At 41.3% G+C, this 25108-nt stretch carries 27 protein-coding genes; 7 read left to right on the forward strand and 20 right to left on the reverse strand.

Features of this window, described 5'->3' with window-relative positions; genetic code table 11:
* Window positions 1–20 precede the first annotated feature (20 nt).
* The 7 genes from pstA to NST39_RS12095 form a co-directional block, all read right to left on the reverse strand.
* Window positions 21–905: a phosphate ABC transporter permease PstA gene (gene pstA / locus NST39_RS12065; protein WP_003217489.1), complete on the reverse strand. Its 885-nt coding sequence runs from the start codon at window positions 903–905 to the stop codon at window positions 21–23.
* A complete protein-coding gene (pstC, locus tag NST39_RS12070) occupies window positions 905–1831 on the reverse strand; it encodes a phosphate ABC transporter permease subunit PstC (RefSeq protein ID WP_003217329.1) in 927 nt (308 codons plus the stop codon). The genes pstA and pstC overlap by 1 nt, the downstream gene beginning before the upstream one ends.
* Window positions 1832–1910: 79 nt before the next feature.
* Window positions 1911–2828 (reverse strand): phosphate ABC transporter substrate-binding protein, encoded by a 918-nt coding sequence (locus NST39_RS12075; protein WP_341028571.1) that lies wholly within the window; start codon window positions 2826–2828, stop codon window positions 1911–1913.
* Between the two features lie 214 nt (window positions 2829–3042).
* Window positions 3043–5178: a peptidoglycan D,D-transpeptidase FtsI family protein gene (locus NST39_RS12080; protein ID WP_044140955.1), complete on the reverse strand. Its 2136-nt coding sequence runs from the start codon at window positions 5176–5178 to the stop codon at window positions 3043–3045.
* A gap of 122 nt (window positions 5179–5300) precedes the next feature.
* Window positions 5301–6587 (reverse strand): MFS transporter, encoded by a 1287-nt coding sequence (locus NST39_RS12085; protein ID WP_341028572.1) that lies wholly within the window; start codon window positions 6585–6587, stop codon window positions 5301–5303.
* Window positions 6588–6709: 122 nt separating this feature from the next.
* Window positions 6710–7318, reverse strand: coding sequence for a superoxide dismutase SodA (gene sodA / locus NST39_RS12090; protein ID WP_007501264.1), 609 nt, complete (start codon window positions 7316–7318; stop codon window positions 6710–6712).
* Between the two features lie 187 nt (window positions 7319–7505).
* Window positions 7506–7991 carry a DUF456 domain-containing protein gene (locus NST39_RS12095; protein ID WP_003217408.1) on the reverse strand — a complete coding sequence of 162 codons (486 nt, stop codon included), beginning with the start codon at window positions 7989–7991 and terminating at the stop codon, window positions 7506–7508.
* A 143-nt stretch (window positions 7992–8134) separates the two neighbouring features.
* Between NST39_RS12095 and NST39_RS12100 the strand changes: the two genes are divergently transcribed.
* On the forward strand, window positions 8135–8905 hold the full coding sequence (locus NST39_RS12100) for a DUF1189 domain-containing protein (RefSeq protein ID WP_003217320.1): 771 nt from the start codon (window positions 8135–8137) through the stop codon (window positions 8903–8905).
* 55 nt (window positions 8906–8960) lie between these two features.
* Here the strand turns inward: NST39_RS12100 and NST39_RS12105 are convergent, their stop codons facing one another.
* Window positions 8961–9506, reverse strand: coding sequence for a GNAT family N-acetyltransferase (locus NST39_RS12105; RefSeq protein ID WP_065098407.1), 546 nt, complete (start codon window positions 9504–9506; stop codon window positions 8961–8963).
* 190 nt (window positions 9507–9696) lie between these two features.
* Here NST39_RS12105 and NST39_RS12110 point away from each other — a divergent pair, with 190 nt between their 5' ends.
* Window positions 9697–9999 (forward strand): hypothetical protein, encoded by a 303-nt coding sequence (locus NST39_RS12110; protein WP_034661318.1) that lies wholly within the window; start codon window positions 9697–9699, stop codon window positions 9997–9999.
* 105 nt (window positions 10000–10104) lie between these two features.
* Complete coding sequence (gene ispG / locus NST39_RS12115) at window positions 10105–11217, forward strand: flavodoxin-dependent (E)-4-hydroxy-3-methylbut-2-enyl-diphosphate synthase (protein WP_003217392.1); 1113 nt, start codon at window positions 10105–10107, stop codon at window positions 11215–11217.
* Window positions 11218–11260: 43 nt separating this feature from the next.
* On the opposite strand, the gene NST39_RS12120 is transcribed toward ispG, so the two are convergent.
* On the reverse strand, window positions 11261–11623 hold the full coding sequence (locus tag NST39_RS12120; RefSeq protein ID WP_003217474.1) for a DUF308 domain-containing protein: 363 nt from the start codon (window positions 11621–11623) through the stop codon (window positions 11261–11263).
* A 139-nt stretch (window positions 11624–11762) separates the two neighbouring features.
* Between NST39_RS12120 and NST39_RS12125 the strand changes: the two genes are divergently transcribed.
* Window positions 11763–12341, forward strand: a complete 579-nt coding sequence (locus NST39_RS12125) for a 5' nucleotidase, NT5C type (RefSeq protein WP_044140951.1) — start codon at window positions 11763–11765, stop codon at window positions 12339–12341.
* A gap of 219 nt (window positions 12342–12560) precedes the next feature.
* Here NST39_RS12125 and NST39_RS12130 read toward each other — a convergent pair whose 3' ends face one another.
* The 5 genes from NST39_RS12130 to NST39_RS12150 form a co-directional block, all read right to left on the reverse strand.
* On the reverse strand, window positions 12561–13478 hold the full coding sequence (locus NST39_RS12130; RefSeq protein WP_065098408.1) for an ROK family protein: 918 nt from the start codon (window positions 13476–13478) through the stop codon (window positions 12561–12563).
* Between the two features lie 140 nt (window positions 13479–13618).
* The gene (locus NST39_RS12135; protein ID WP_003217433.1) at window positions 13619–14047 is read right to left on the reverse strand and encodes a Fur family transcriptional regulator; all 429 of its coding nucleotides are present in this window, start codon (window positions 14045–14047) and stop codon (window positions 13619–13621) included.
* Window positions 14025–14885 carry a metal ABC transporter permease gene (locus tag NST39_RS12140; protein WP_003217436.1) on the reverse strand — a complete coding sequence of 287 codons (861 nt, stop codon included), beginning with the start codon at window positions 14883–14885 and terminating at the stop codon, window positions 14025–14027. Before NST39_RS12140 ends, NST39_RS12135 begins: the two co-directional genes overlap by 23 nt.
* The gene (locus tag NST39_RS12145) at window positions 14885–15661 is read right to left on the reverse strand and encodes a metal ABC transporter ATP-binding protein (protein WP_217012221.1); all 777 of its coding nucleotides are present in this window, start codon (window positions 15659–15661) and stop codon (window positions 14885–14887) included. Before NST39_RS12145 ends, NST39_RS12140 begins: the two co-directional genes overlap by 1 nt.
* A 135-nt stretch (window positions 15662–15796) precedes the next feature.
* On the reverse strand, window positions 15797–16678 hold the full coding sequence (locus NST39_RS12150; RefSeq protein ID WP_003217308.1) for a YitT family protein: 882 nt from the start codon (window positions 16676–16678) through the stop codon (window positions 15797–15799).
* 140 nt (window positions 16679–16818) lie between these two features.
* Between NST39_RS12150 and NST39_RS12155 the strand changes: the two genes are divergently transcribed.
* The gene (locus tag NST39_RS12155; RefSeq protein ID WP_044139399.1) at window positions 16819–17073 is read left to right on the forward strand and encodes a DUF2624 domain-containing protein; all 255 of its coding nucleotides are present in this window, start codon (window positions 16819–16821) and stop codon (window positions 17071–17073) included.
* 47 nt (window positions 17074–17120) lie between these two features.
* On the opposite strand, the gene NST39_RS12160 is transcribed toward NST39_RS12155, so the two are convergent.
* Entirely contained in the window at window positions 17121–18014 is an 894-nt protein-coding gene (locus NST39_RS12160; RefSeq protein ID WP_044139400.1) for a deoxyribonuclease IV, read from the reverse strand.
* A 9-nt stretch (window positions 18015–18023) separates the two neighbouring features.
* A complete protein-coding gene (locus tag NST39_RS12165) occupies window positions 18024–19343 on the reverse strand; it encodes a DEAD/DEAH box helicase (protein ID WP_341028575.1) in 1320 nt (439 codons plus the stop codon).
* Between the two features lie 155 nt (window positions 19344–19498).
* Here NST39_RS12165 and vrrA point away from each other — a divergent pair, with 155 nt between their 5' ends.
* On the forward strand, window positions 19499–20197 hold the full coding sequence (gene vrrA, locus NST39_RS12170) for a VrrA/YqfQ family protein (RefSeq protein ID WP_065098412.1): 699 nt from the start codon (window positions 19499–19501) through the stop codon (window positions 20195–20197).
* 158 nt (window positions 20198–20355) lie between these two features.
* Entirely contained in the window at window positions 20356–21300 is a 945-nt protein-coding gene (locus tag NST39_RS12175) for a 4-hydroxy-3-methylbut-2-enyl diphosphate reductase (protein ID WP_044139403.1), read from the forward strand.
* 37 nt (window positions 21301–21337) lie between these two features.
* Here NST39_RS12175 and NST39_RS12180 read toward each other — a convergent pair whose 3' ends face one another.
* The 4 genes from NST39_RS12180 to rpoD all read right to left on the reverse strand — a co-directional run bounded on the left by NST39_RS12180 (window position 21338) and on the right by rpoD (window position 25063).
* Window positions 21338–22459 (reverse strand): Nif3-like dinuclear metal center hexameric protein, encoded by a 1122-nt coding sequence (locus tag NST39_RS12180; RefSeq protein WP_341028578.1) that lies wholly within the window; start codon window positions 22457–22459, stop codon window positions 21338–21340.
* A complete protein-coding gene (locus NST39_RS12185) occupies window positions 22452–23168 on the reverse strand; it encodes a tRNA (adenine(22)-N(1))-methyltransferase (protein ID WP_265208159.1) in 717 nt (238 codons plus the stop codon). Before NST39_RS12185 ends, NST39_RS12180 begins: the two co-directional genes overlap by 8 nt.
* 110 nt (window positions 23169–23278) lie before the next feature.
* Entirely contained in the window at window positions 23279–23638 is a 360-nt protein-coding gene (gene cccA / locus NST39_RS12190; protein ID WP_044139406.1) for a cytochrome c550, read from the reverse strand.
* A 303-nt stretch (window positions 23639–23941) separates the two neighbouring features.
* Window positions 23942–25063 (reverse strand): RNA polymerase sigma factor RpoD, encoded by a 1122-nt coding sequence (rpoD, locus tag NST39_RS12195; RefSeq protein ID WP_008342392.1) that lies wholly within the window; start codon window positions 25061–25063, stop codon window positions 23942–23944.
* Between the last annotated feature and the right edge of the window lie 45 nt (window positions 25064–25108).

Below are 25108 nucleotides of genomic sequence, written 5' to 3' on the forward strand. Positions count from 1 at the left end.
CCCTTCACACCTCTCTCACATTATTTTGACGTAAGCTTTTTATGAATAAATGAACCAAGCCATCTAGCTGCTAAATTGAACAATAAGACTGAAAGCACAAGTACAGCTGATGCACCATTTGCAATGGCTTCTGCATCTGGAATGATTCCTTGTGTATTGACGTTCCATATATGAACGGCTAATGTTTCTGCCGGTCTAAACACATTCAGCGGTGACGTATCAGAAAAAGGACTCCAGTTTGTGAAATCAAGGCGCGGTGTGGAGAGACCTGCTGTAAAAAGAAGAGCAGCCGCCTCACCAAAGACTCTTCCTGATGCTAAAATCGCACCAGTGATAATAGACGGAAGCGCACCTGGAATAAGGACCGTTTTGACTGTGTGCCACTTCGTTACACCAAGCGCTAGTGATGCTTCCTTTTGATCCTTCGGTACAGAGCGCAGCGCATCTTCTGTCACCCTGACCATCACCGGCAAGTTAAACACAGTGAGCGCAAGAGCTCCTCCAATGATCGTATAGCCCCAGCCTGTTAAATTCACAAACATGAGTAAACCAAACATACCAATGACGATAGACGGAAGTGAAGACAGCACTTCAATACATGTACGAATAAAATCTGTGACTTTGTTTTGAGGTGCGTACTCTGCCATATACACTCCGCCGCCGACGCCAAGCGGTACTGTAATCAGCATCGTAATAAACAAAATATAAAACGAGTTAAACAGCTGATCCCTGATGCCGCCGCCAGAGCCAATCGCACTTGAGCGGGTTGTCAAAAAGTCGAAATTTAATTCTTTTGCACCGTTGAAAATGATATAAGAAAACAAACCAACGAGAATCGCCGTAATAATGGCAGCACATAATCCAAATATAAATGTGGCAAAACGATCGGTCATTTTACTATTCATTAAATTTTCCTCCTAGACGACAAGTATCTGATAATGAGTATGAACATAAATGATACAACTAGAAGGACAAGTCCCATTGACCAAAGTGTATTGTTCTCAACACTTCCATACGTTGTGTGACCCATGTTTAACGTAATAATGGTTGTTAATGTACCAGCTGTATCCATAATGCTCTCTGGTAAATTACGCGTGTTTCCAATGACCATCTGTACAGCAAGGGCTTCTCCAAATGCTCTAGCCATGCCAAGAACGACCGCTGTCATTAATGTTGGCAGTGCTGCTGGCACAAGCACACGTCTAATCGTTTGCCATCTTGTTGCGCCTAATGCGTACGATCCCTCACGTAAACTTTTTGGTAGTGAACCCATTGCATCAGTCGCAATGGATGTAACGGTTGGCAGGATCATAATAGACAGGACAATCGTTCCTGCTAGCACGCTATGCCCTGAGCCGCTTGACTTGAAGTGTCCGATAAACGGCACCAATACTGTAAGACCTATGAATCCGTAAACAACGGATGGAATCCCTACAAGCAATTCAATGACTGGCTGGAGGATTTTACGTCCCCAAGCAGGTGCAATTTCTGTCATAAAGATTGCGCCTGCGATGCCTAGCGGCGCTGCAATGAGTGCCGATAGGAGCGTGACGGCGATTGATCCGAAGATAAAAGGAAATGCGCCGTACTGCGGGTTTTCTGCTGTTGGGTTCCAATTGATACTGGTTAAGAACTCAATTGGGCTTACACCATTTACAATGAAAGATTGTAAACCCTTAATGCCAAGGAAGATGGTAATGGCGATTGATACAGCAATCATTAAGAATGCGCAGAATCTCACCAAAATACTTCCTCTTACTTCATCCATTTGCCTATTTTTCTTCGAGCTGATCAGTCGATCGCTCGCTTCTGTATGTTCTATCTGCTTCATCTTTTTCTACACTCCTATGAATGTCATAAAAGGAAAAGTGAAAAGCTCCACTTTTCCTTCATCAGCAATTCAAGACCTCTTACTTATCTGTTTGTTTGCCTGTTGCGTCTCTTTCTACTTTCATATTAGAAACTGAGATGTAGCCTTGGTCTTTGACGATTTCTTTTTGTACTTCATCACTCATAAGGTAATCTAAGAATTGTTTTGCTAGACCATCTGGCTCACCTTTTGTATAAGAATGCTCGTATGCCCAAATTGTATATTTACCGCTTTCTACATTGCTTTCTTCCGGTTTCACACCATCAATGCTAAGCGGTGTAATTTTGTCATCTGTTAAATAAGAGAATGCTAGGTATCCAATCGCACCTGGTGTTTCTGCAATCAGTTTTTTCACTGTGTTTGAAGAATCTTCTGTGATTCCTTCTGCAGGTGTTGCACCATCAAGTGCATATTTCACAAATGTTGCACGAGTTCCTGAAGAGTCAGGTCTGTTCACAAGAGTGATTTTTTGGTCTTTCCCGCCAAGCTCTTTCCAGTTTTTGGTTTTACCAGTGAAGATTTTTTTCAATTCGTCCTTTGTGATGTCTTTGACACCCACTTCAGGGTTTACAGCTGCGGCCATTCCAACAACTGCTACTTTGTGGTCTGTTAAAGCTTTTGCGTCGATTCCGTCTTTCTCTTCTGCGAATACATCTGAGTTACCAATTTGTACAGATCCTTCTGACACTTGAGAAAGTCCTGTTCCTGAACCGCCGGCTTGTACTTGAATATCGGCTTTTGGATGTTTATCCATGAATTTTTCTGCTGCCGCAAGAACTAAAGGCTGCATCGCAGATGATCCTGAGATGGTAATGGAACCTGATGCCTCATCTTTGTTTGAAGCATTTCCTTTACTGTCTTTTGAATCTCCGCTTGAGCTGCTGTTTCCGCATGCTGTGACGAATGCTAACAATGCGATAGTAAGGAAAGTAAGCAGCCATAATTTGTTCTTTTTCATTTCAAGAATACCCCCTGAATAATTTGTCCTACGAGTAATACATTAAAGGTTCTTTATTAATTTCGTTTAAATGGAATGTTAAGGTTTTGTAAATGTCGAAGTTTTGTAGAGATCTTGCGATGTTTTTTATGTATTTTGTCAATTTATCTCGAAAATTTTGAAGAAAACGTAAAAAAACGCCCACAAAAAGTGAGCGTTTTTACCTAGAAAAGGTCTAGTCATTTGTTTCTGCTTCATTTTCAATTTTATTTTTGTTCTTCGCTTGAGTATCATTGCTTTCCTGTTTTGATTTTAGCTCAAAGTATTTGTCTAATACTTGTTCACCGATATCATTTGTAATTGGATAGCGCTGATTGTAGTCTTGATACACCCATGGTACAACGACGGAAATAGCCACTTCTGGATTATCAGCAGGCGCATACGCCACAAGTGTTGTGTTGTATGTTGGTGTGCCGCGTTTGCTTTTAATTGGGCCGTCATAGAATGATTGAGCGGTTCCTGTTTTGCCAGCTGGGTTATACTTTTTGTTGCCAAAGTTCGAGTAGGCTGTCCCTCTTGGGTTCTGCATGACAAGCTTGAACCCTTGCTGAACACGCTTGATCTCATCACTTGTCATGTCTAGTTTATTCAATACGTCTGGTTTGACGGATTCTGTTACAGCACCAATGCCGCGCTGCGGATCTGGCTCTCTCACTTCTTTCACAAGCTGCGGACGTAAACGATATCCGCCATTTGCAACCGTTGAAACGTATTGCGCCATTTGCAGCGGTGTAAACGTATCATACTGTCCAATTGCATAGTCAAGCAGGAGACCAGATTGTGTAGACGTTCCCCGGTAGCCTGTCGCTTCGTTTGGCAGGTCAATCCCTGTTTTGACACCAAGACCAAATTTACTAAAATTATAACGGAATGTATCAAAAGCTTTCGGATCGATTGGGAGCGGCTGGTTCTTACGATACTCCCCTTTTCCAACGGCAATCGCTGTTTTAAACATATACACGTTAGATGAACGCTCGAGTGCCGTTAAATCATTAATGAGTCCCATATTTTGATAGGATTTCTTAGGCGGTGACTGCGCGATATATAGCGGTTCATCGTACTGGGTACTTCCAATGTGAATCACGCCTGTTTTATAGCCTGTCAGTACAGTGGCCCCTTTTACGGCTGAGCCCATCGCATAGGATGATGTCATTGTTCCTAATGCATAGTCATCAAATTTGTATTTTCCGTTTTTGTTTGAAATCTGTTTCCCCGAAACGGAGAGAACTTCTCCATTTCTCGGGTCCATCATGACAACAAAGGCACGATCGAGAAGCTCTGTCCCGCCTCTTTGTTTCGCACTTCTCAAGTTCTTTTCAATGATTTTTTCAACCGCTTTTTGCAGCTGAATATCAATGGTGAGCACAAGGTCTTTCCCGCTCTTTCCTTCTGTTAGCACTTTAGAGCTTGTCACATTGCCCTCTTTATCAGTTGTACTCTGCTCTTTTTCCTTTTGGCCTTGCAGGACATCTTCATATTGATATTCTAGATAGCTTTTTCCTACACGGTCATTTCGGCTGTAGCCGAGCGATAAATAATGTTCAAGAAGTGACTGCGGAAGTCCTTCATCACTTGAGGACACACTGCCGAGCATACTGCGAAGCAGTCCTTTATAAGGATAGCTGCGTGACCAGTCTGTTGTCACATCCACACCTGGCAGCTCGTCCAAATGCTCAGAGACGTAAGCAATTTCGCTTGGCTTCACATCATCATTTTTAATGAATTGAGGCGTAAGTGCATAGCCTGCATCCATTTGTCTTTTAATCGCAAGCACTTGTAAGTCTTTTTTCGTCAGTTGATTTAATTCCTTGTCCGTGATGCGTTTCAGCTGAAGCTCATATAATTTATCATCAGCGATCTTATCGTCACCCTTTAATTCCGATTCCTTTTGAACAAGCTTTTTCGCTTCGTTCGGATGCGTTAAGATCCAGAAATCTTTTTTGTCACGATCTGTGATTTTTTTCGTACTCACATGAATCATATCCGCTAATTTTGTAGCCACTTTGAGCCGCTCTTCTTGTGAAGTCGTCGAGGTTCTCGTATATGTAATGGCATTTAGCGCTTTATTGCTGACAATCGTATTATAGTTTCGATCGTAAATTTTCCCGCGCGGAGCAGCTGAGCTGACATTTACATCCTCTTGTTTTTCTGCCTGCTTTTTATAATCTTCTCCATTGACAATTTGTACAAATCCGAGTCTTACAACAACACCTGTAAAAATAATAAACGCAGCTAAAAATAGTAAATTCAGCCGGATTGGAAGTGTTTTGCGCCCTTCCTTCGCGTCTTTTTTGTTTTTCTTGTTTCTCATCACATCACCTTTTCTATCAAGAAAGAAATGGCACCCCTTTTTGTGTATAAAAGGTGCCATCATCATTTTAGCGGTTTTTCTATTATTTATCTAGAAATTTGATGTTCCATTGGTAAGAAATTTTACCTTTCTCCCTTAATAAGGTTCGTCTGAGAAACTGGCTTTTGACCGTCTGCCTCTTTCATATCAGCAGTTTTTTCTTTCAAATGAATATCTTTTACAAAGAAATAAATGAGGGTATGTCCCGCTCCAAGCACAACAAGAGATGCAGGTATCCCGAGCTCATCACCAAGTAAAGTGACAGACAGAAGAAACAACACAATGGAACAAATACGGCCAGCATTTAAAAACAGCTCTCTGACCACAATATATTCAATTCGGGCTTTCCTTGCATACCTTGCATGACCGATGACATCGTATGTTAAGGATACATATGGAACAAGCAGAAGCGGATATCCTATCGCGATGGCTACCGCATACATGAGAAGTGATACATAGGACAAGTGAAAGACGATTAAGAACAAGGCACCGTATAAAATCAGCCCGCCAAGCATAATGGCTTTCTTACGCCATTTTTTCTTAATCAAACGCGTAGCGAAGAAATAAGCGAAAAAGGCAACACCTGAGTTCACCAAACCAAATGTCCCAAGAGCAAGTTCACTGTTTGTTGCGATAAACACAAAGACACTGATTAAGAAGACAAAGACCCCTTCACGAAGCCCTTGAAAAAAGTGAGCTGTTGTAATCTTACGCCAATTCTCGTCGGCATGGCGTTCTTTCCATATTTGCTTGATGATAAATTTTCCTTTTGACTGCCTTCTCTTAAGGAAAAAACTCATCACAACCGCTAATGAAAACAAAATTAGCGATAAAGTAAAAATCACTGTATAGCCCGTATCATCTGTTAATTGAGAAATGACAATACCCGCGATCAGTGGACCGATCATGCCAGCTGTAGAGGTGAGGACTCCTAGAAATCCATTAAAGAAATCTCTTGTTTCAGGCTCGGTGATCTCAAAGGTAAGTACGTTAAAAGCAAGCCAGTAAAAACCATAGCCGACCCCAAGGACACTCCCTAATAAAACAAGCCGCGCGGCCGCGTGCTCTCCTGCTATTAAGACAATTAAGTAAAAAGCGGCTAAGAAGATCACGCCGAAACGAAGGACAAACGCCCGGTCTATTTTTTTAGCGAGCCGGCCTGCGAATAAAAATGTAATGGGCTGAAGCACAACAATAGCCAGATTGTAAATCGCAAGATCCGTGAATTTCCCCGACTGTTTCCATAAATACACGTTTACAAACGTATTTGATAGCGCAATGGCAAGTGCATATAATCCGCCAATCGTGAGGAGGAGCATTAAATCTCTTGTAACATCCATGTCCCCGAACATTTTCTTTAATCTGCTCATATATTTCATTCTCCTTTTCTACACAATAGTCTGTCTCATCAAAAGGCAGATATGTAAAAAAAGGAGGGAAAATATAAAAAGACCTGCTTCTCTAAAGAGCAGGTCTTTTCAAATCAAATAATTTATTTAGCTTCGCTGTAAAGGCGAGCCACTTCATCCCAGTTCACAACATTCCAGAAAGCTGAAATGTAATCAGGACGACGGTTTTGGTAGTTTAGGTAGTAAGCATGCTCCCAAACGTCAAGTCCTAGAATTGGTGTTTTTCCTTCAGTTAAAGGAGAATCTTGGTTTGGCGTGCTTGTGATTTCAAGTTTGCCATTGTTCACAACAAGCCATGCCCAACCAGAACCAAAGCGTCCTGCAGCTGCTGCAGCGAAATCAGATTTGAATTTTTCAAATCCGCCTAATTCTTTTTCGATTGCATCTGCAAGTTCACCAGTTGGTGCGCCGCCACCGTTTGGTGAAAGAAGCGTCCAGAATAATGAGTGGTTAGCATGTCCTCCGCCATTGTTACGTACAGCTGTACGGATGTTTTCTGGTACAGAGTTTAGGTTAGCCACTAGCTCTTCGATTGATTGATCTTCAAGAGCTGATACACCCTCGATTGCTTTGTTTAAGTTTGTTACGTATGTGTTGTGATGTTTTGTGTGGTGAATCGTCATTGTTTCCTTGTCGATATGTGGTTCTAATGCATCGTAAGCATATGGTAATTCTGGAAGTTTAAAAGCCATGGTTAAATTCCTCCTTAGAAATGTATGTACTGAAATGCTTCCTTAGGTCGTAAGCAAGCAATTCACCCTACTCAAAGAGTATCAAAAGAATTGGCTTGTTTCAATGTTATTGCTCATGATCTGAAACATTTCAGTGTTTATTTTGTATTTAGCCCTTTAGAAAAAGTTTTAAACGCCCTTTTTCTATTTATCGAAGGACATAAAATAAAAAGATGCCCAGCATCAGCGCTTGAATCAATCCTTTGGCAAATACACCTGATATGAATCCGATTAACGAGCCTAATCCTACTTTCACACTTGTCTTCACATCTTTTTGATGAACAAGGAGCTCTGCTATAACACTTCCGATAAATGGACCAATGATAATTCCTGCAATCGGAATCACAAAAGGACCGACTAATAACCCAATGGTGCTTCCCCAAATAGCTGCACGGCTGCCGCCAAAACGCTTGACCCCAATCAGGTTTGAGACATAATCTGCCGCAAATAATACTGCGGTAAATACGGCTTGAATGAGCCAAAACGTCAGTGTCAGCGGCTCGAAGCTGAAAAAGAAACCATATAGAATAAATCCGAGAACCATAAAAACCACGCTAGGGATAATAGGATAAACAAGTCCAACAAATGCAATGATAAATGCACAAATGATCAGAATCCAATACAGCACGTCCAAGTCACAGCCGCCTCCTTTTTATTTGCTGTATACATTATGCCTCATTCACACTATCTTAACCAGCAATGAAGGCCATACTTGTACTTGTTAGATAGACATTGATACAATATGAGAAATAGAAAAGAATGTAGGAAGTGAATTGATTGAACGTATTTAAACTATTGTTAAAAGGCATTTATTCACCAAAAGATATTGCTAAAGCACGGTTTACAGGGATTGGCAAAGCGATTTTATTCATTTTTATCCTTTCGATCATCGCAGCAGTTCCTCAGGGTTATCATATGAGTCAAGAGATCTCGAATGCGATGTCAGGATTTCAGCATGTGATCAAAAAAGATTTACCTGATTTCTCAATCGAAAAAGGAAAGCTTCAAGCGGATCAAAGTGAACCGATAGAAAAAGAAGAAAACGGCATTACGATCATTTTTGATCCTGCTGAAAAAATAAAAGCAAGTGAGCTTGAATCAAAGCAAACAGCCATCGCATTATTAAAAGAAAAAGCTGTGATTGCCATTGATGGTCAAATGACAGATATCCCGTATCAGCTGCTTGGTGGGACGCTGACAAAAGACGAACTCGCCCGCGTTACAAATCAGAATCAAGCGATTATTATCCCAGTCATCTGTGTGCTGCTATATCTATCAACTGCGGCTCTCATGTTCATTAGCGCAACTTTCCTTGCGATGCTTGGTACATTTATTAAACGCATGCAGCAAAAAGAGCTGTCCTTCCAAATGCTATGGAAGCTCTCTGCTTACTCACTCACATTAACAACAGTCTTTTTCGCCATCATGAGTGCATTAAACACGCCTGTTGCGAATTCATTTTTATTAAATTGGGTCATTAACTTTATCTTCTTATACCTTGTCGTAAAGGAAATACCCGCTAAACATAAACCACTTGTCAAAAATTAATTTAGTATATGAAAGCTCCCCCAACTTGGAGGAGCTTTTTATGTATGTGCGTGCTCTATGATTCATCCGGATGAATGATCGCAAACAAATAATGATCTTCCCACACGCCATTAATCTTCACTTTTTTACGATTGAGTCCCTCATTTTCAAAACCTGTCTTTTCAAGCACACGAATGGAGCCTATATTACTCGGCTTTACTCCAGCTTCAATACGATGCAGGTGCAGCTCATCAAAGGCATAATCGATGATTAAACGAATGGCCTCTGTCATATACCCTTTCCCGCCATGCTTTTCATCAAGTACATACCCTAGCCAAGCTCCTTCTACCGGACCTCTTACGACAGAACTTAATGAGATTGTCCCAATTAAGGCATCTGTTTCATTTAAGAAAATACCGTGCATGTAGGCTTCATCCCGTGCGCATCTTTCCACACTGCGCTGAATTCGTTCAATTTGACGAGATATCGTGAAAAAATCATCTTTGACCAAAGGTGTAAATTGCTGAAAATATGAGCGATTCTCAAGTTCAAGTGCGAGTAGTGATTGTGCATCATTTTCTGTTAGCGTTCTCACATATATATGCTGACTTATTTTCTTCATAAACTCTCCCCCCTGCTTTTATTTTATCATAATCGTGATAGAAGCTTGAAAAAGCACCACCGAGCGTAAATTCAATACAAGACTCACTAGAACTAACTAGAACCTCCCTTTCCAGCTTTTCTCCTCATGTTGGTTCTATCATTTCGGGACATGCATAGACTGAAGTAAACTCTTAAAAGCGGTGAGTGAAATGCGGCGTATTATTTTTTTGCTAATCAGTTTGTTTGTCCTCTTTATTATCTTTTTTGATTTAAAAAATGGCACCATTCCCGTTGAAGAAGGTCCAGCTGTCCCTGCAAATGCCTTTCAAACACCTGAGAAAAAAGCATATAAGAAGGTCACAGTGAAACAAGGTGAAACTGTCGTCTCTATCGTCCATACAAGCAAGCCACTTGATGAAGTCATTGAGGATTTTGAAGAGCTGAATCAAGGCGTCAAAGCAAACGAAATTCGGGCAGGCAGCACATATAAGTTTCCGGTATATAAGAGATAAAACGTTAATTCCTTGTCATTCATACAGAGAGACTGTTACAATATGAACTGTAAAACAAGACGTACATGGCAAATGATTGCTTGTACACTAAGGAGCGATTGACAAGTGAGTGAAGTCACACATCGTACTAAAACGCGTCCCGTCAAAGTGGGACCTTTAACTATAGGTGGAAATAATGAGGTTGTCATTCAAAGTATGGCAACAACCAAAACACATGATGTCGAAGCGACAGTAGCTGAAATTAAGCGTCTTGAAGAAGCAGGCTGTCAAATCGTGCGTGTCGCATGCCCAGACGAGCGTGCAGCAAATGCGATTGCAGACATAAAAAAACAAATCAACATCCCGCTTGTTGTCGATATTCATTTTGACTACAAGCTTGCACTGAAAGCGATTGAAGCAGGTGCAGACAAAATTCGAATCAACCCAGGAAACATCGGAAGACGAGAAAAAGTCGAAGCGGTTGTAAAAGCAGCAAAAGAAAAAGGCATTCCAATCCGTATTGGGGTAAACGCTGGTTCATTAGAGAAAAAAATTCTTGATAAATACGGCTACCCAACAGCAGATGGTATGGTCGAAAGTGCACTGCACCACATTAAAATTCTAGAAGATCTAGATTTTCATGATATCATCGTCAGCATGAAAGCATCTGATGTAAACCTAGCTATTGAGGCGTACGAAAAAGCAGCAAAAGCATTTGACTACCCTCTTCACCTTGGAATTACAGAATCAGGTACATTATTTGCAGGTACGGTTAAAAGTGCAGCTGGTCTCGGCGCTATCTTGAATATGGGGATTGGGAATACACTCCGCATTTCATTAAGTGCTGATCCAGTTGAGGAAGTAAAAGTAGCACGTGAACTGTTGAAATCATTTGGTCTTGCAGCAAATGCAGCCACACTGATCTCTTGCCCAACTTGTGGACGAATTGAAATTGACCTCATTAGCATTGCAAATGAAGTCGAAGAATATATCTCCACGATTAAAGCACCGATTAAAGTAGCTGTTCTTGGCTGTGCTGTAAACGGTCCAGGTGAAGCGCGTGAAGCTGATATCGGAATTGCCGGAGCTAGAGGCGAAGGCCTATTGTTCCGCAAAGGTGAAATTGTTCGTAAAGTGCCAGAAGAAACAATGGTCGAAGAACTGAAAAAAGAAATCGATAAAATTGCTGAAGAGCATTATGCAAAAATGGAAGCTGAAAAAGCAAAAGCCAACGCATAACAAAAAACGCCTGACGTCACTGTCAGGCGTTTTTCTGTTCTTGTTAAAAGAACGGGGTGATAAATATGCCAAGGATGACGGAAACAATTCCGATCCCGATTGACCATGCGCCAAGCGCATGTGCTCCTTTTCTTCTTGCAATATAACCAACGACGATTGCCGCTACTCCTAATAGCACCGGCAAGACAAATAACGAGATAATCGCAATCGCGAGTGCTGTATAGCCTATCCCCTTACTGCCTGAATCGTCACCTACTTGGTCACGTTCTCGTCTGTCTACTCGATCTCTTGAAGCCTGATATGGCTCTGCAATTTCAGCAGCTGTTTCCTCTAGATAGCCATCATCATTACTAAAGTGTGTGTCGATTTCACGATCATTTCTTCTGAAATCTTCGTCTCTTTCCATGATCAATTCCCCCTTTTGGTTAATAGAAAGGAGCTTTTTTAGTATGAGCAAAAATGTCTGTTTCATGTTTGCTAAAACTTGCTGGAATTGTGAATTGATTATGTTACACTTTAAGAGTATAAAAATGAGGAGTGTGGGCATGTTACGTTTAGGAATTGATATAGATGGCACAGTGACGGCGCAGGACACCTTTGTTCCCTATTTAAATGAGTCGTTCCAACGTGCCATGACACTAGATGATATGACAGAATATGATTTGACGAAGCTTTTAAATATTTCTCAAGAAGAGTTTTGGGGCTGGATGAATCAGCATGAGCCTATTATATATAAACAGGCAAAGCCTGCTAAGGACGCAAAAGAGATTCTTGATCAAATGAAACATCAACACAGGCTAATCTATATTACAGCGAGAAGGCAGCATCATGCGGATATCACCTACGAGTGGTTTCACAAACATCACGTGCACTATGATGACATTGAGCTGGTTGGCGGTCATCATAAGCTCGAAGCTGTTCAAAAGCACAAGATTGATGTGTTTTTCGAGGATCATCATGGGAATGCCACAATGATTGCAAAAGAGGCTGACATCCCGGTTATTCTTTTTAACTCCCCATATAATCAAATGCCCATTGATGACAGGATTATACGCGTCAACAACTGGCAGGAAGCATCTCAATGGATCAAACAATACGAGCAGCGTTTGGAAACTGCTTATTAATGTAGAAAAGCCGATACTCAAATGTATCGGCTCAGATTATTGACAAAGGGCTAAAATGATCATTATTTTAGCCCTTTGTCTTCTTTTCAGCGTGATAGAAAACCTTTAAAGTCTAGGAAGGACGGCTACTTTTGCGGAGCGAATTTGACATTCGTGAGCACCAGAGCGCAGGACTGCGGGCGAGTGCGAGGGTTTGTCTACATGCTGAAACCGATACGCTTAATGTATCGGCTTTTTGGATGGAACAAGCTGACCTTCTTTCATGAGAAAATGGTACAGTGCTCCCTTCATGCCTGCCTGATTCAAGTAGTAGCACGTTTCCAGCTTCACCTGAATGTTCTTCCACGCATGCAGTGTATGTAAATGTTTCTCAATGTTTGACAGCAAATCCTGTCTTGCACTTACGCCGCCGCCAATGAGAATTTTCTCTGGATTAAGGACAGTTGCTACATTGTAAATGCCAATGGCGATTCGCTTGTACCACTGATCCACTAGCTTTTCAATGGACGGATCATGCTTTGCCTTTTCAAAAATGTCTTGACCGTCTATTTGAGTACTTTGCGGAATTCCTTGCTTTTCTTTATAGCTGCGAATTAAACCAGCCGTTGAAGCACTGCTGTTAAGTGTTGTAAATTGTCCATTTTCTGTCTCTGTCAGCATCATGCCAAATTCACCGCCGCGAAAGGAAGCCCCTCGCACAAGCTGACCGCCAGCGAAAATACCACCGCCAACACCTGTGCCAAGCGTCATACAAATAAAGCTGTCACACTCTTTCGCATGGCCACTATATTTTTCTGCAAGAGCTGCACAGTTCGCATCATTTTCGACTTCAACACGAAGAAATGTTTTCGCTTCTAAAAGTGTTTTTATATTTTGACCATTTAAGGCGATGATGGCACCTGCAAATTCTGTATAACCTGTTTCACTGTCCACAAAGCCTGGAAGACTAATCGCGATTCCGCTAACATCCGACGTTCTCTGATATTGCTTGACCACATCCGCCATCGCTTCTAAAAACGGTTCAAGCTGCCGGCAGTTCGTTTCATAGTCACCGCTCGTGACAATCTCCCCATCCTGATCCATTAATCCATGTTTTGTTCTCGTCCCGCCTACATCGAACACGACATAATAAGCCACTTTTGACCCCTCCCTTTACTCCAAAAGACGCAAAATGCTTTAGTACCTTGTTCTCATTTTAATGAAACAGCCGCCCTTTGTAAAACGTTTTCAAAAAGACTCATAAAAAAACCAGCTCTGCGGCTGGTTTTTTTATGAGTCTATGAGTGAACTTCCTTCGGTTCGCAAGAAGGACACGTTCCGTATATTTCGAATTTATGTCCGCTAATGTGATAATCCTCTAGATCGGCGTCTAACTTGTCCATAGGGCAGGCATCGATCTCCTTTGTTTTACCGCATGTCAGACAAATAAAATGATGGTGGTGATGAGAAAAAGAGCATTTAAAACGAAAAAGCTTCTCCCCTGACAATTCCGTTGTTTCTAATATACCTAAGTCTTCATATAGCGACAGGTTTCGATAAATCGTATCAAAGCTAAGACCCGGGTAGTCTTCACTTAGTGCCGTCAGCACATTTTTAGCAGTCAAATATTTATCAGAATCAGAAAACAGTTGAAGCATGTCTTCACGTTTGCTTGTATACTTGTAGCCTTTTTCCTTTAATAAATCAAGCGCTTCTTGTACGTTCATGATGATTCCCCCTTTTGAATTTTCCAATAAAAATACATCCGATTAAAATCAAAATGGACAGCATCACAATGGTTCCGCCTGGCGCTAAATCTAGATAATAGCTTAAGATCAATCCCGCCAATACAGACAATTCACCGAACAAGATCGAAAGGAAGATTGCCTGTTTGAACCCTTTGGCAATGCGGATACTTGCCGCAACAGGAAGTGTCATGAGCGCAGAGACAAGTAGTGTACCTACGATACGCATCGATGCCGCAATGACAAGTGCAACAACTAAGATAAAAATAAAATGAATCCATTTCGCTGAAATACCAGAAGCCTTTGCATGCTCTTCATCAAAAGAAAGTAAAAACAATTCTTTATATAAAAGCACGACAACTAACACTACAACGAGTGAGATCCCAACAACAATCCAAAGATCTAATCTCGACACCGCACTGACACTTCCGAACAAATAACTAAACAAATCTGTATTAAAGCCATTCGCTAGTGAAATGAAGATGACGGAAATCCCGATACCGCCTGATAAAATAATAGGTATCGCAAGTTCCTGATAATGCTTATACACGGAACGCAGGCGTTCAATAAATAACGAACCGGCAACAGAAAACGCCATCCCTAAGTACAGCGGGCTCACCCCTGTCAAAAGGCCAAACTTTTTATCAAGGAATAAACTTGCTGCAATACCCGCAAGTGATACGTGACTGAGGGCATCTGCAATCAGCGAGAGTCTTCTCACGACGATAAATACACCAAGCAAGGGCGCAATAAAACCGATCAGCATTCCTGCGATAAACGCATTTTGTAAAAATTCATAATGAAAAAATGGAAATAGCATTATTCATGTCCCCCATGATGGTGATGATCGTGATGAATCACTTGAATGTCATGTCCGTAAAATTGAGATAACGCCTGATCATCCATTGAATCAAACGTTGCTGCATCTCCGTGGAAATGAAGTGTCTGATTTAAACAAGCCACATGGGTGACTTTATCAGAAACGGTGCCAACGTCGTGTGTGACGAGAATTAAAGACATTCCTTTTTCTTTGTTCAATGTTTCGAGCAGCCGATAAAAGCCCTCAACTGTCCGCTGGTCTACCCCAACCGTTGGTTCATCTAAAATAAGCAGCTTTGGCTGACTGACGAGCGCACGGGCAATAAAGGTACGCTGCTGCTGACCACCTGAAAGTTCCCCGATGTTTTGGTGCTTTAAATCTTGTATCCCAACTGAGCGAATGGCATCCTCAACTTGCCACTTGTCCTGCTTGCTCATTCGTTTGAATAAACCTATTTTCGCCGTCAATCCACTTGCGACGACCTCGTAAACAGAAGCAGGGAAACCTGTATTAAAACTATTCGCCTTTTGAGAAACAAATCCAATTTGATCCCAGTCTCTAAATTTTGAAGCAGGCGTGCCAAATAGTTTTAATTCACCTTGCTGTGGTTTAATGAGCCCAAGCAGGCATTTTAATAAGGTTGTTTTACCAGATCCATTCGGTCCAACAAGTGCTAGAAAGTTCCCTTCCTCTACTGTTAAATGAATGTGATCTATGACATTTCGCTGTCCATACGAGTACGAAATGTCCTTCATTTCAATAATTGGCTTTGCCATGAATCTTTCCACCTTTAATCAATATAAAAAGAATGATTACGATTTATACAACAAAAAGAAAATGGCTTTTGCCATTTTCTCTGTCCATACATACATTTCATTATATAAAAGAAAGATTAAAAAGTAAAATAAAAGCTAATGAATGGCTGTTTTGAACTTACCGCCTTTTGTTTCATGCGTATCCATAATCGTAATAAATGCTTGACTATCAATTTCAAATACAATGGATTTTAGCTTTGTGATTTCAAGTCTTGTGACAACGGCGTAGATGACATCTTTTTCTTCATCTGTATAACCGCCTTTCCCTCTCAGCTTTGTCGTTCCCCTGCCAAGTCGATGAAGAATCGCATCTGAAATCTCATCATAATAATCTGACACGATAATGACAGCTTTTGTTTCATCAAGCCCTTGAATGACAGCATCAATTGTTTTCATTGCCAAATAATATGTCATAACAGAATACATAGCCTGCTCTGGTCCGAAGACAAAGCCTGCCCAAATAAAAATGAACACATTGACGATCATGACAAACTCACCGACGGAGAATGGAATTTTTTTCGTTAGCAGAATGCCTAAGATCTCTGTTCCATCCATTGAACCTCCATTACGAATGACAAGTCCAACACCAAAACCAAGTAATAGCCCGCCAAATACAGTGGCTAAGATCGGCTGATTTGTAAATGCCTCTACATGATGAAGTGAAGATTCAATCACGGCTAAGCTGACAATCCCAATTACTGTGGAAACCAGAAAGGTTTTCCCAATATGTTTGTATCCTGATATCATAAATGGAATATTCAAAATGACAACAATCGTCGCAAAATTGATGAATGGGTTATCTGTAAAGAGATAATCCAAAATAAGCGAAATGCCGATGATGCCTCCATCGATAATATTGTTTGGCACTAAAAATAATTCAATGCTGACTGCTGCGCATGTAGCCCCTACCAGAATTAGGAAAATTCTAAATATAAAATGAGGCACTGATTCCTTTCTATGCTGTTTACTATTTGCCATACGGTCTCCCCTCTACACATCTTAAATTTTCAATGAACATTTTATTCACTTTACTATTTTATCATTTCACAGGGTAAAATAAAATTTTTTGCACATTTTCCGTTTTCGCCCATACATTGTTACAGAGGGGAGGAATGGAATTGATTTTAATTCAAAAAATTGTCCTGCAACGGCTCAATCAGATCACAGCAAATGATCTGTTAAGGTATGCGAAGCAGTATGGTGTCAGTTTAACGTCAAATCAAGCTGCTGAGGTGGCCAAACTCATGAATGGGAAAAACGTCAATATTTTTAATGATGCAGAGCGTAGCCGGCTTCTTAAGCAAGTAGAAGCGATTACATCTAAACAGACAGCTCAGACTGTCAATGATCTGTTTAATCAGTTTACAAGTTAAGCAAAAAAGGGCCGCATTTAGCGGCACCTCATGATGTTGTATGCTTTTTACTGATCTTTAATTTTATCTAGTAAGCCTTCGTCAAATTGCTTTTCTTTTAGCATCGCAATTTCGAATTTGTAAGGTGGCTTTTTGTTCTTTTTATCTTCACCTACATAAGGCGTTTCTAAGATTTTGGGCACATCTTGAAGCTGCGGATGATGCACAATATTGTTCAGTGCATCGAAGCCAATTTCACCAAAGCCGATATTTTCATGTCGGTCTTTTCTTGCGCCTTGTACGTTTTTACTGTCATTAATATGAAGAACCTTGATTCGGTCAATACCGACGATTCGATCAAATTCTTCTAACACCCCATCGAAGTCAGTCACAATCGGGTAACCAGCATCGTGTGTGTGACACGTATCAAAGCAGACAGAAAGTGCTTCGTTATGTGTCACTCCGTCGATAATTTGGGCAAGCTCTTCAAAGCTTCTTCCGCACTCTGATCCTTTGCCAGCCATTGTTTCAAGTGCAATTTGAACCTTTTGCCCTTTTACGATGACTTCGTTTAAACCTTCGATGATTTTTTGGATTCCTGCTTCTGGTCCTGCTCCGACATGTGCACCTGGGTGGAGAACAATCTGCCTCGCACCTAGCGCTTCTGTACGTTCAATCTCAGAGCGAAGGAAGTCCACACCAAGCTCAAACGTCGCTGGATTGACGGTGTTCCCAATATTAATAATATACGGTGCATGTACGACGATATCTGTCATACCATGCTCTTTCATATGCGCTTGTCCAGCTTCAATATTGAGATCTTCAATTTTTTTACGGCGCGTATTTTGCGGTGCACCAGTATAAATCATAAACGTATTCGAACCATAAGAGGCAGCTTCTTGACTCGCTGCAAGAAGCATATGTTTTCCGCTCATGGATACATGTGAACCAATCTTCAACAATGTTTCCCCCTACTTTCCATTACGCTTTGACTTTCTACGTTCCTGTCTTTTGATTTTGTCCATCTCACGTGTCATTTTCTTTTTATATCCAGGTTTGACGGCTTTCGGTTTTCTCACAAGACGCTTTGCTTTTTCCTTAATTTCATTAGGTGCTTTTTTACGTCTTTGACGCTTCAAGCGGTCATCTGCATCTCGCCATTCGCCATGAACAATGGTTTTGTTTTCAAACACAACGCCCATTTTCTCGATTTGAATGAGTGCATCCTCATCAGCAAGCTCATAAATAGTCATCGCAATTCCAGATGAACCAGCTCGAGCTGTTCTACCAACACGGTGAACATAAAAATCAAGATCAGATGGAAGTTCATAGTTGATCACATGGCTGACGCCTTTAATATCAATTCCGCGGGCTGCAAGATCAGATGCCACAATATAAGTGAACTCTAAATCATCAATTTGTTTCATCACTTTTTTACGTTCGCGCGGCGTTAATCCGCCATGAAGCACTCCAACTTTCATTCCTTTTTCTTGTAGGAATGATGCGATTTCATCGACGGTTGTTTTTGTATTGGCAAAAATGATACCTAAATAAGGCTGTACATTCGTCACCATTTCATGGAGCAATTTTAGCTTGTCACGCTGTTTAGATGGGACTAAAATATGCTGAATGTTTTCAGCTGTAATTCGTTTTGGTTCAACATGGGCATATTTTGGATTGTCCATATATTTTTTCAGGAACGGCTTTAGTTTTTCTGGAATCGTTGCTGAGAACACAAGCATTTGCAGCTGTTCTGGCATTTGTGAACCAATACGGTCCACATCTTCTAAAAATCCCATATCCAGCATTAAATCCGCTTCATCAATGACAAGAGATGTCGCTTTGTAAACGTTCAGCGCCTGCTCATGAATGAGGTCAGCAATACGTCCAGGTGTGCCGACAACCAAATGCGGCTGGTTTTTTAGCTTTTGAATGGATTTCTGCTTGTCCGTTCCACCAATGTAAAGCTTTGCTTTAATCTCTTCTTCTGGAGAGGCCTTCTTTAAGATTGTTTGGGCTTCTTTGAAAATTTGATTGGCTAATTCTCTTGTAGGTGCAGTAATCACAACTTGTACTTGCTCTTTGCTTGGATCAATTGAATGAATAAGCGGCAATAAGTACGCGTGGGTTTTTCCTGTTCCTGTTTGTGATTGACCAATCACGCTTTCTCCTTTTAACACAGCAGGGATGATTCTTTTTTGAATATCAGTTGGCTCATAAAAGCCCAGTTCATGAATAGCATCTATAATAAAAGACTTTAATTCATATGTCGTAAATTTTGTTTCGTTCATGTTTTCACTCCTTAAGGCAATGCCTTTTTGCTCATCTCCTCATTATAGCTGATTTTCAGCAAAAAAACCATGTCCGCTTTTCTTACAGGAAACCAATTGATGCTTCCTTGCATAACCTATGAAGAGAAAGAGAATGCAGTAAGGGAGGTACAAGTATGTTAGGGCAAAGGCCTATGGGCGATTTTCAGCCGCACCGTCCCTCACGCCGGCATCTTGGAAATGGCGGACAGCCCGGAATTTTTCAAAGGAGGCAGCAGGCTCCTATCGAACAGCCTTTTCAAGGGCAAGGCAATCAATTTCAGCAAATGATGCCTCGCTCCCCGTCTGTACAGGGAGGCGGTGTACGCGGAATGGGCGGAATTCCAGGAGGCGAAAGCCGTGCACTAGGCGGCGGAGCAGGAATGAAAGGCATGCTCGCTAAATTTCTTCCTGGCGCAGGGGGAGCAGGGGTTTCTGGAGGTGGTGCGGGATTACAAGGAATCCAGAGCTTTGCAAATCCTGCAACCCTTTCAAGCATGTTGGGAAATGTTCAAAAGGTGCTCGGAATGGCGCAGCAATTTACGCCAATGATTCAGCAATACGGTCCTTTAGTCAGAAATTTGCCTGCGATGATTAAGCTGTACAGCCAGCTTGGCAGTGCAGATGATGATGAAACAAGTACAGATGAAGAACCTAAAGAAATTGGCGAGGAAACAGAAGTGCAAAAAGAAGTTGCATCAGGAGATGATGAAATAGAAGAAAACGAAGAACCAGAGGACATCCTCGTCAAAAAAGCAGCTCCTCACACATCACCTGCTCCTGAAGCAAAACCGAAAAAAAGACCTGGCAGCTCTGTTCCAAAACTATATGTCTAGTGATCTTTTAACGGCGAAGTGTCCCCTGCGTATAACAATCTTTGATATATACGCTTACTTTGGCTATAATGGAAGCTAGAGAATGATAAAAAGCCGTTTTTTCACGGCTTTTTATATTGTTCTTCTCTAGCAGCACTTCCCTACAGGAGGACGAATAAATGAATGTAATTAAAATTTCGCCGCGTGGCTATTGCTATGGCGTTGTAGATGCAATGGTCATTGCTAAAAATGCCGCACTTGATAAAAACTTGCCACGCCCAATTTATATATTAGGTATGATTGTGCACAACAAGCACGTGACAGATGCCTTCGAAGAAGATGGGATCTACACACTGGACGGACCAAACCGCTTAGACATTTTAAAGCAGGTTGAAAGCGGAACAGTTATTTTCACTGCTCACGGCGTTTCACCTGAGGTTCGTCAAATTGCAGAAGAAAAAGGTCTTGTCGCCATTGATGCAACCTGTCCCGATGTAACGAAAACACATGAACTCATTTCAGAGAAAACAGCCGTTGGGTATGACATTATTTATATCGGAAAAAAAGGTCATCCTGAGCCAGAGGGAGCTGTCGGAGTAGCCCCTGACAAGGTGCATCTTGTCGAATCAGAAGCGGACATTGAGGCGCTCGATTTAACATCAGATAAATTGCTTATCACCAATCAGACGACGATGTCTCAGTGGGATGTCCACGATCTGATGGAGCTCATAAAAGAGAAATATCCTCACGTCGAGTACCACCAAGAAATTTGTCTTGCGACACAAGTACGTCAGGAAGCTGTATCTCAGCAAGCTGGTCAAGCCGATCTTACCATTGTTGTCGGCGATCCAAAAAGTAATAACTCCAATCGTCTGGCACAAGTGTCAATGGAGATTGCTGGAACGCAGGCTTACCGTATTGGTGACCTAAGTGAGCTCAAGCTGGAGTGGCTGCAAGGTGTAAATACCGTTGCCATTACTGCTGGCGCTTCTACACCAACCCCTATTACAAAAGAAGTTATCCGTTTCTTAGAAAACTACGAGCCGGATGATGAATCAACTTGGAAAATTGAACGATCGGTTCCTCTTTCGAAAATACTACCACGCGTGAAAACAAAGAAATAAAAAAACGTCAGAGCTTCTATGCTCTGACGTTTTTTATTTACATAAATTGAAATGGATTTGTGTTTGATTCAGAAACAAAGAGCTGTACATCATACTTTTTCTCTGAACATAACGATTGAAGCTTCGCCTTTACGCCCTCTTTCATAATCTTTTCTGCATAATGCCCTGGGTCCACTACGTTCAGCCCGAGCATCATAGCATCATGGGCGACATGGAAATAAAGATCCCCTGTTACATACACATCAGCACCCATTCTTTTTGCTTGGTGAATGTATTTATTTCCGTCTCCGCCAAGCACAGCTACTTTTTTCACAACAGCGTCCTGATCGCCTACAAAGCGAGCACCATTTACATCCAGCTTCGTCTTCACAAATCGCGCGAAGTCCCCAAGGGTCATAGGCTCTCTTAGCTCCCCTATACGGCCAAGCCCTTTTTGAATAGGAGGAAGGTCTGTCGTGTGTACACTATAAGCGACTTCTTCATAAGGATGTGCATTGATCATTTCACGAATCACTTGTTTTTCAATACTTGCCGGAAAAATGGTTTCAATCCGTACTTCTTTCACAAATTCCAATTGACCGGTCTTACCAATGAACGGGTCCGCATCTTCTGATGGCAAAAAGCTGCCTGTCCCTTCATTTGAAAATACGCAATGGCTGTAGTTGCCAATATGGCCGGCGCCCGCATTTCCTAAAGCTGTACGGATGGCTTCCTCAAATTCCTGCGGGACATAGAGGGCAAGCTGTTTGATTTGATCTTCATATGTCGAGACTAACACTCTTGTTTCTTCAAGCTCTAAAGCCTCAGCAAGCAAGTCATTAACTCCTCCATCAGCCACATCTAAATTCGTATGTGCCACATATACTGCAATATCATGTTTGATGCATTTCTCAATGATCCGTCCAGCTGGCTGATCTGTCGCCACATGTTTTAACGGACGGAAGATCGGCGGATGGTGAGCAATAATGAGATCCACATTTTTTCCGATCGCCTCATCTACCACATTCTCTAGTACATCTAAGGTGATCATGACATTGTTTACCTTTTTATTTAACGTCCCAATTTGGAGACCGATTTTGTCACCTTCCATGGCATATGCCTTTGGTGAAAATTGTTCAAATAATTGGATGATTTCATGTCCGTTTACTGTTTTAGCCAACAGTCAAAACCTCCTTTAGAATCTTTATTTTTACTTGCAGCTCTTCAAGGCGATCCTTGTTCTCTTCTGTTCGCGCTGCCTGCTGGATTTGACTTTCTATCTTCTCCATATGCTGAAGTTCTTGCATCCACTTGCGCCGGAAGACATCATTTTGCTCTTTCGCAAGAAACGGACCAACTAGCATGCCTGTTTCAATTGACATCCCTTCATAGGCTTTATCTTTGTCGCCTTTTTCGGCGATCATAATTTCGTATATTTTGCCATCCTCTTCTAAAATGACTTCATCCATCAATTCATACCCCTCTTGATAGAGCCATAAACGAATGTGGTGAGCATGGATATTTGGCTGAAGAATAAGCCTTTCATGGCCTGTGAGCTTATGCTTGCCGTCATTTAAAATGCTTGCGATGAGTGCTCCGCCCATACCTGCAATCGTTACAGCATTCACTTCGCCCTTTTCAATGGCTTCAAGACCATTTCCTTTTCTGACCGAAATCTTGTCATCTAATTCAAGTCTATGTACTTGCTGCTTCGCTGATTGAAGCGGTCCTTCTGTAATTTCACCAGCAATTGCTTTTACTGCTTTTTGATGCAGGATCGCATAGCACGGCAAATAGGCATGATCTGAGCCGATATCAGCAAAGACAGCCTCATGTGGTAAAAAGTCTGCGACTCTTTTTAATCGTTTTGATAAATTCATTTCATTCATACGTATCACTACTTTTCTTTTATGTTCATTCTTGTCTATCTTATATAAATTAAAAGTCGTTTTCAAATGAAAAAAAGCTCTTCTGATGAAAAAGAGCTTTTTGTGTAAGATTATTTAATTTTAGACACCCATTCCGCCATTTCATCGAGCTTTTCATTTGGAATCAGCCCGCCTGGCATCCCATTGCCGCCTTCTTGAATTTTCTTCTTGATGTCGGCCACTTCAAGCTTGTCTCCAACACCTTTTAATGCAGGACCTGCACCGCCTTCATAGTTTTCCCCGTGACAACTCAGACAGTTTTGTTTATACAATTCTTCCGGCGTCGCATTTGCTGTTTCTTCTTGCTTTTGCTCCTCGCCTCCAGAGGCGATTTTGTCTTCATCTTTCAGCCCCTTCATTGATAAGAAAAAAGTGAGTCCAATCCCTAAAATGGCAATCAATAAAAATGGTATAAGTGGATTCCGTTTCATTTCTTTCATCCTCCCCTTTGTGAAAACCCCTTTAAGACTATACAAACAATTCTAATTCTACTTTAATTTTACAAAAAGTAAACGAATTATGATACAAAACTTTGGTCAAGTTCACAGATTAGACAAAAATGATGCAAAGATGAGAAATGAAGCCTTCAGCACATTTTGATGTATTTTTTATACATCTTTTCTCTAAGAACGTTGCAAATTCATTATTTATTCAGTAAAATATAATCAGATTGAAAAAAGCGTTTTCATTCTTGATGAAGAAAGAACGGATCTCTTTCAAGATCCGTCCAGTTTCTACTCTAAGAAGTCTTTTAATCGTTTACTTCTGCTTGGGTGTCTTAATTTACGCAGAGCTTTCGCTTCAATTTGGCGGATACGCTCTCTTGTGACGCCGAACACCTTTCCAACCTCTTCTAACGTACGTGTTCTTCCGTCATCTAGTCCGAAACGTAGTCTCAGTACATTTTCTTCACGGTCCGTTAACGTGTCTAATACATCTTCAAGCTGCTCTTTCAACAATTCGTATGCAGCATGGTCAGATGGAGATGTCGCCTCTTGGTCTTCAATAAAATCACCAAGGTGCGAGTCATCTTCTTCACCAATAGGTGTTTCTAAAGATACAGGCTCTTGCGCAATTTTAAGAATTTCTCTAACCTTTTCTGGCGTTAAATCCATGTCTTCAGCAATTTCTTCTGGCGTTGGTTCTCTGCCTAGGTCTTGCAGAAGTTGTCTTTGAACACGGATCAATTTATTAATGGTTTCCACCATATGAACCGGGATCCTGATTGTTCTTGCCTGATCGGCAATCGCACGCGTGATCGCCTGTCTAATCCACCAAGTCGCATATGTTGAGAATTTGTATCCTTTGCGGTAATCAAACTTCTCAACTGCCTTCATAAGACCCATGTTTCCTTCTTGAATCAAGTCTAGAAACAGCATACCACGACCGACGTAGCGTTTCGCGATGCTGACAACGAGACGAAGGTTTGCTTCCGCTAATCTTCTTTTTGATTCCTCATCGCCTTCTTCGATCTTTTGAGCATACGTAATTTCTTCTTTAGCAGATAACAAATTGACGCGTCCGATTTCTTTTAAGTACATACGAACAGGATCATTAATTTTGACACCTGGTGGTACGCTTAAATCATTCAGGTCAAATTCTTCTTCTGCTTTAGCCAGCTGCTGAACATTTGGGTCTTCTGTCTCTTCGTTTTCACTAATGAGCTCTACACCCTGTTCGCCTAAGTATTCATAGTATTCATCCATTTGGTCTGATTCAATTTCAAAGCTAGACATACGCTCTGCAATTTCTTCGTATGTTAAAACGCCCCGTTTTTTACCCGTTTCAGTGAGCTTATCTCTCACCTGTTCAAAGGTTAATTCAGTTTCGGTTTCGTGGGCTTGTTTATCAGCCATTATGGATCCCTCCTTCCAAAGCTTGCAACGAATTCTAAAGTAACT

This window comes from Bacillus sp. FSL W8-0645 (assembly GCF_038007905.1).
In the GTDB taxonomy this organism is placed as follows: Bacteria; Bacillota; Bacilli; order Bacillales; family Bacillaceae; genus Bacillus; species Bacillus pumilus.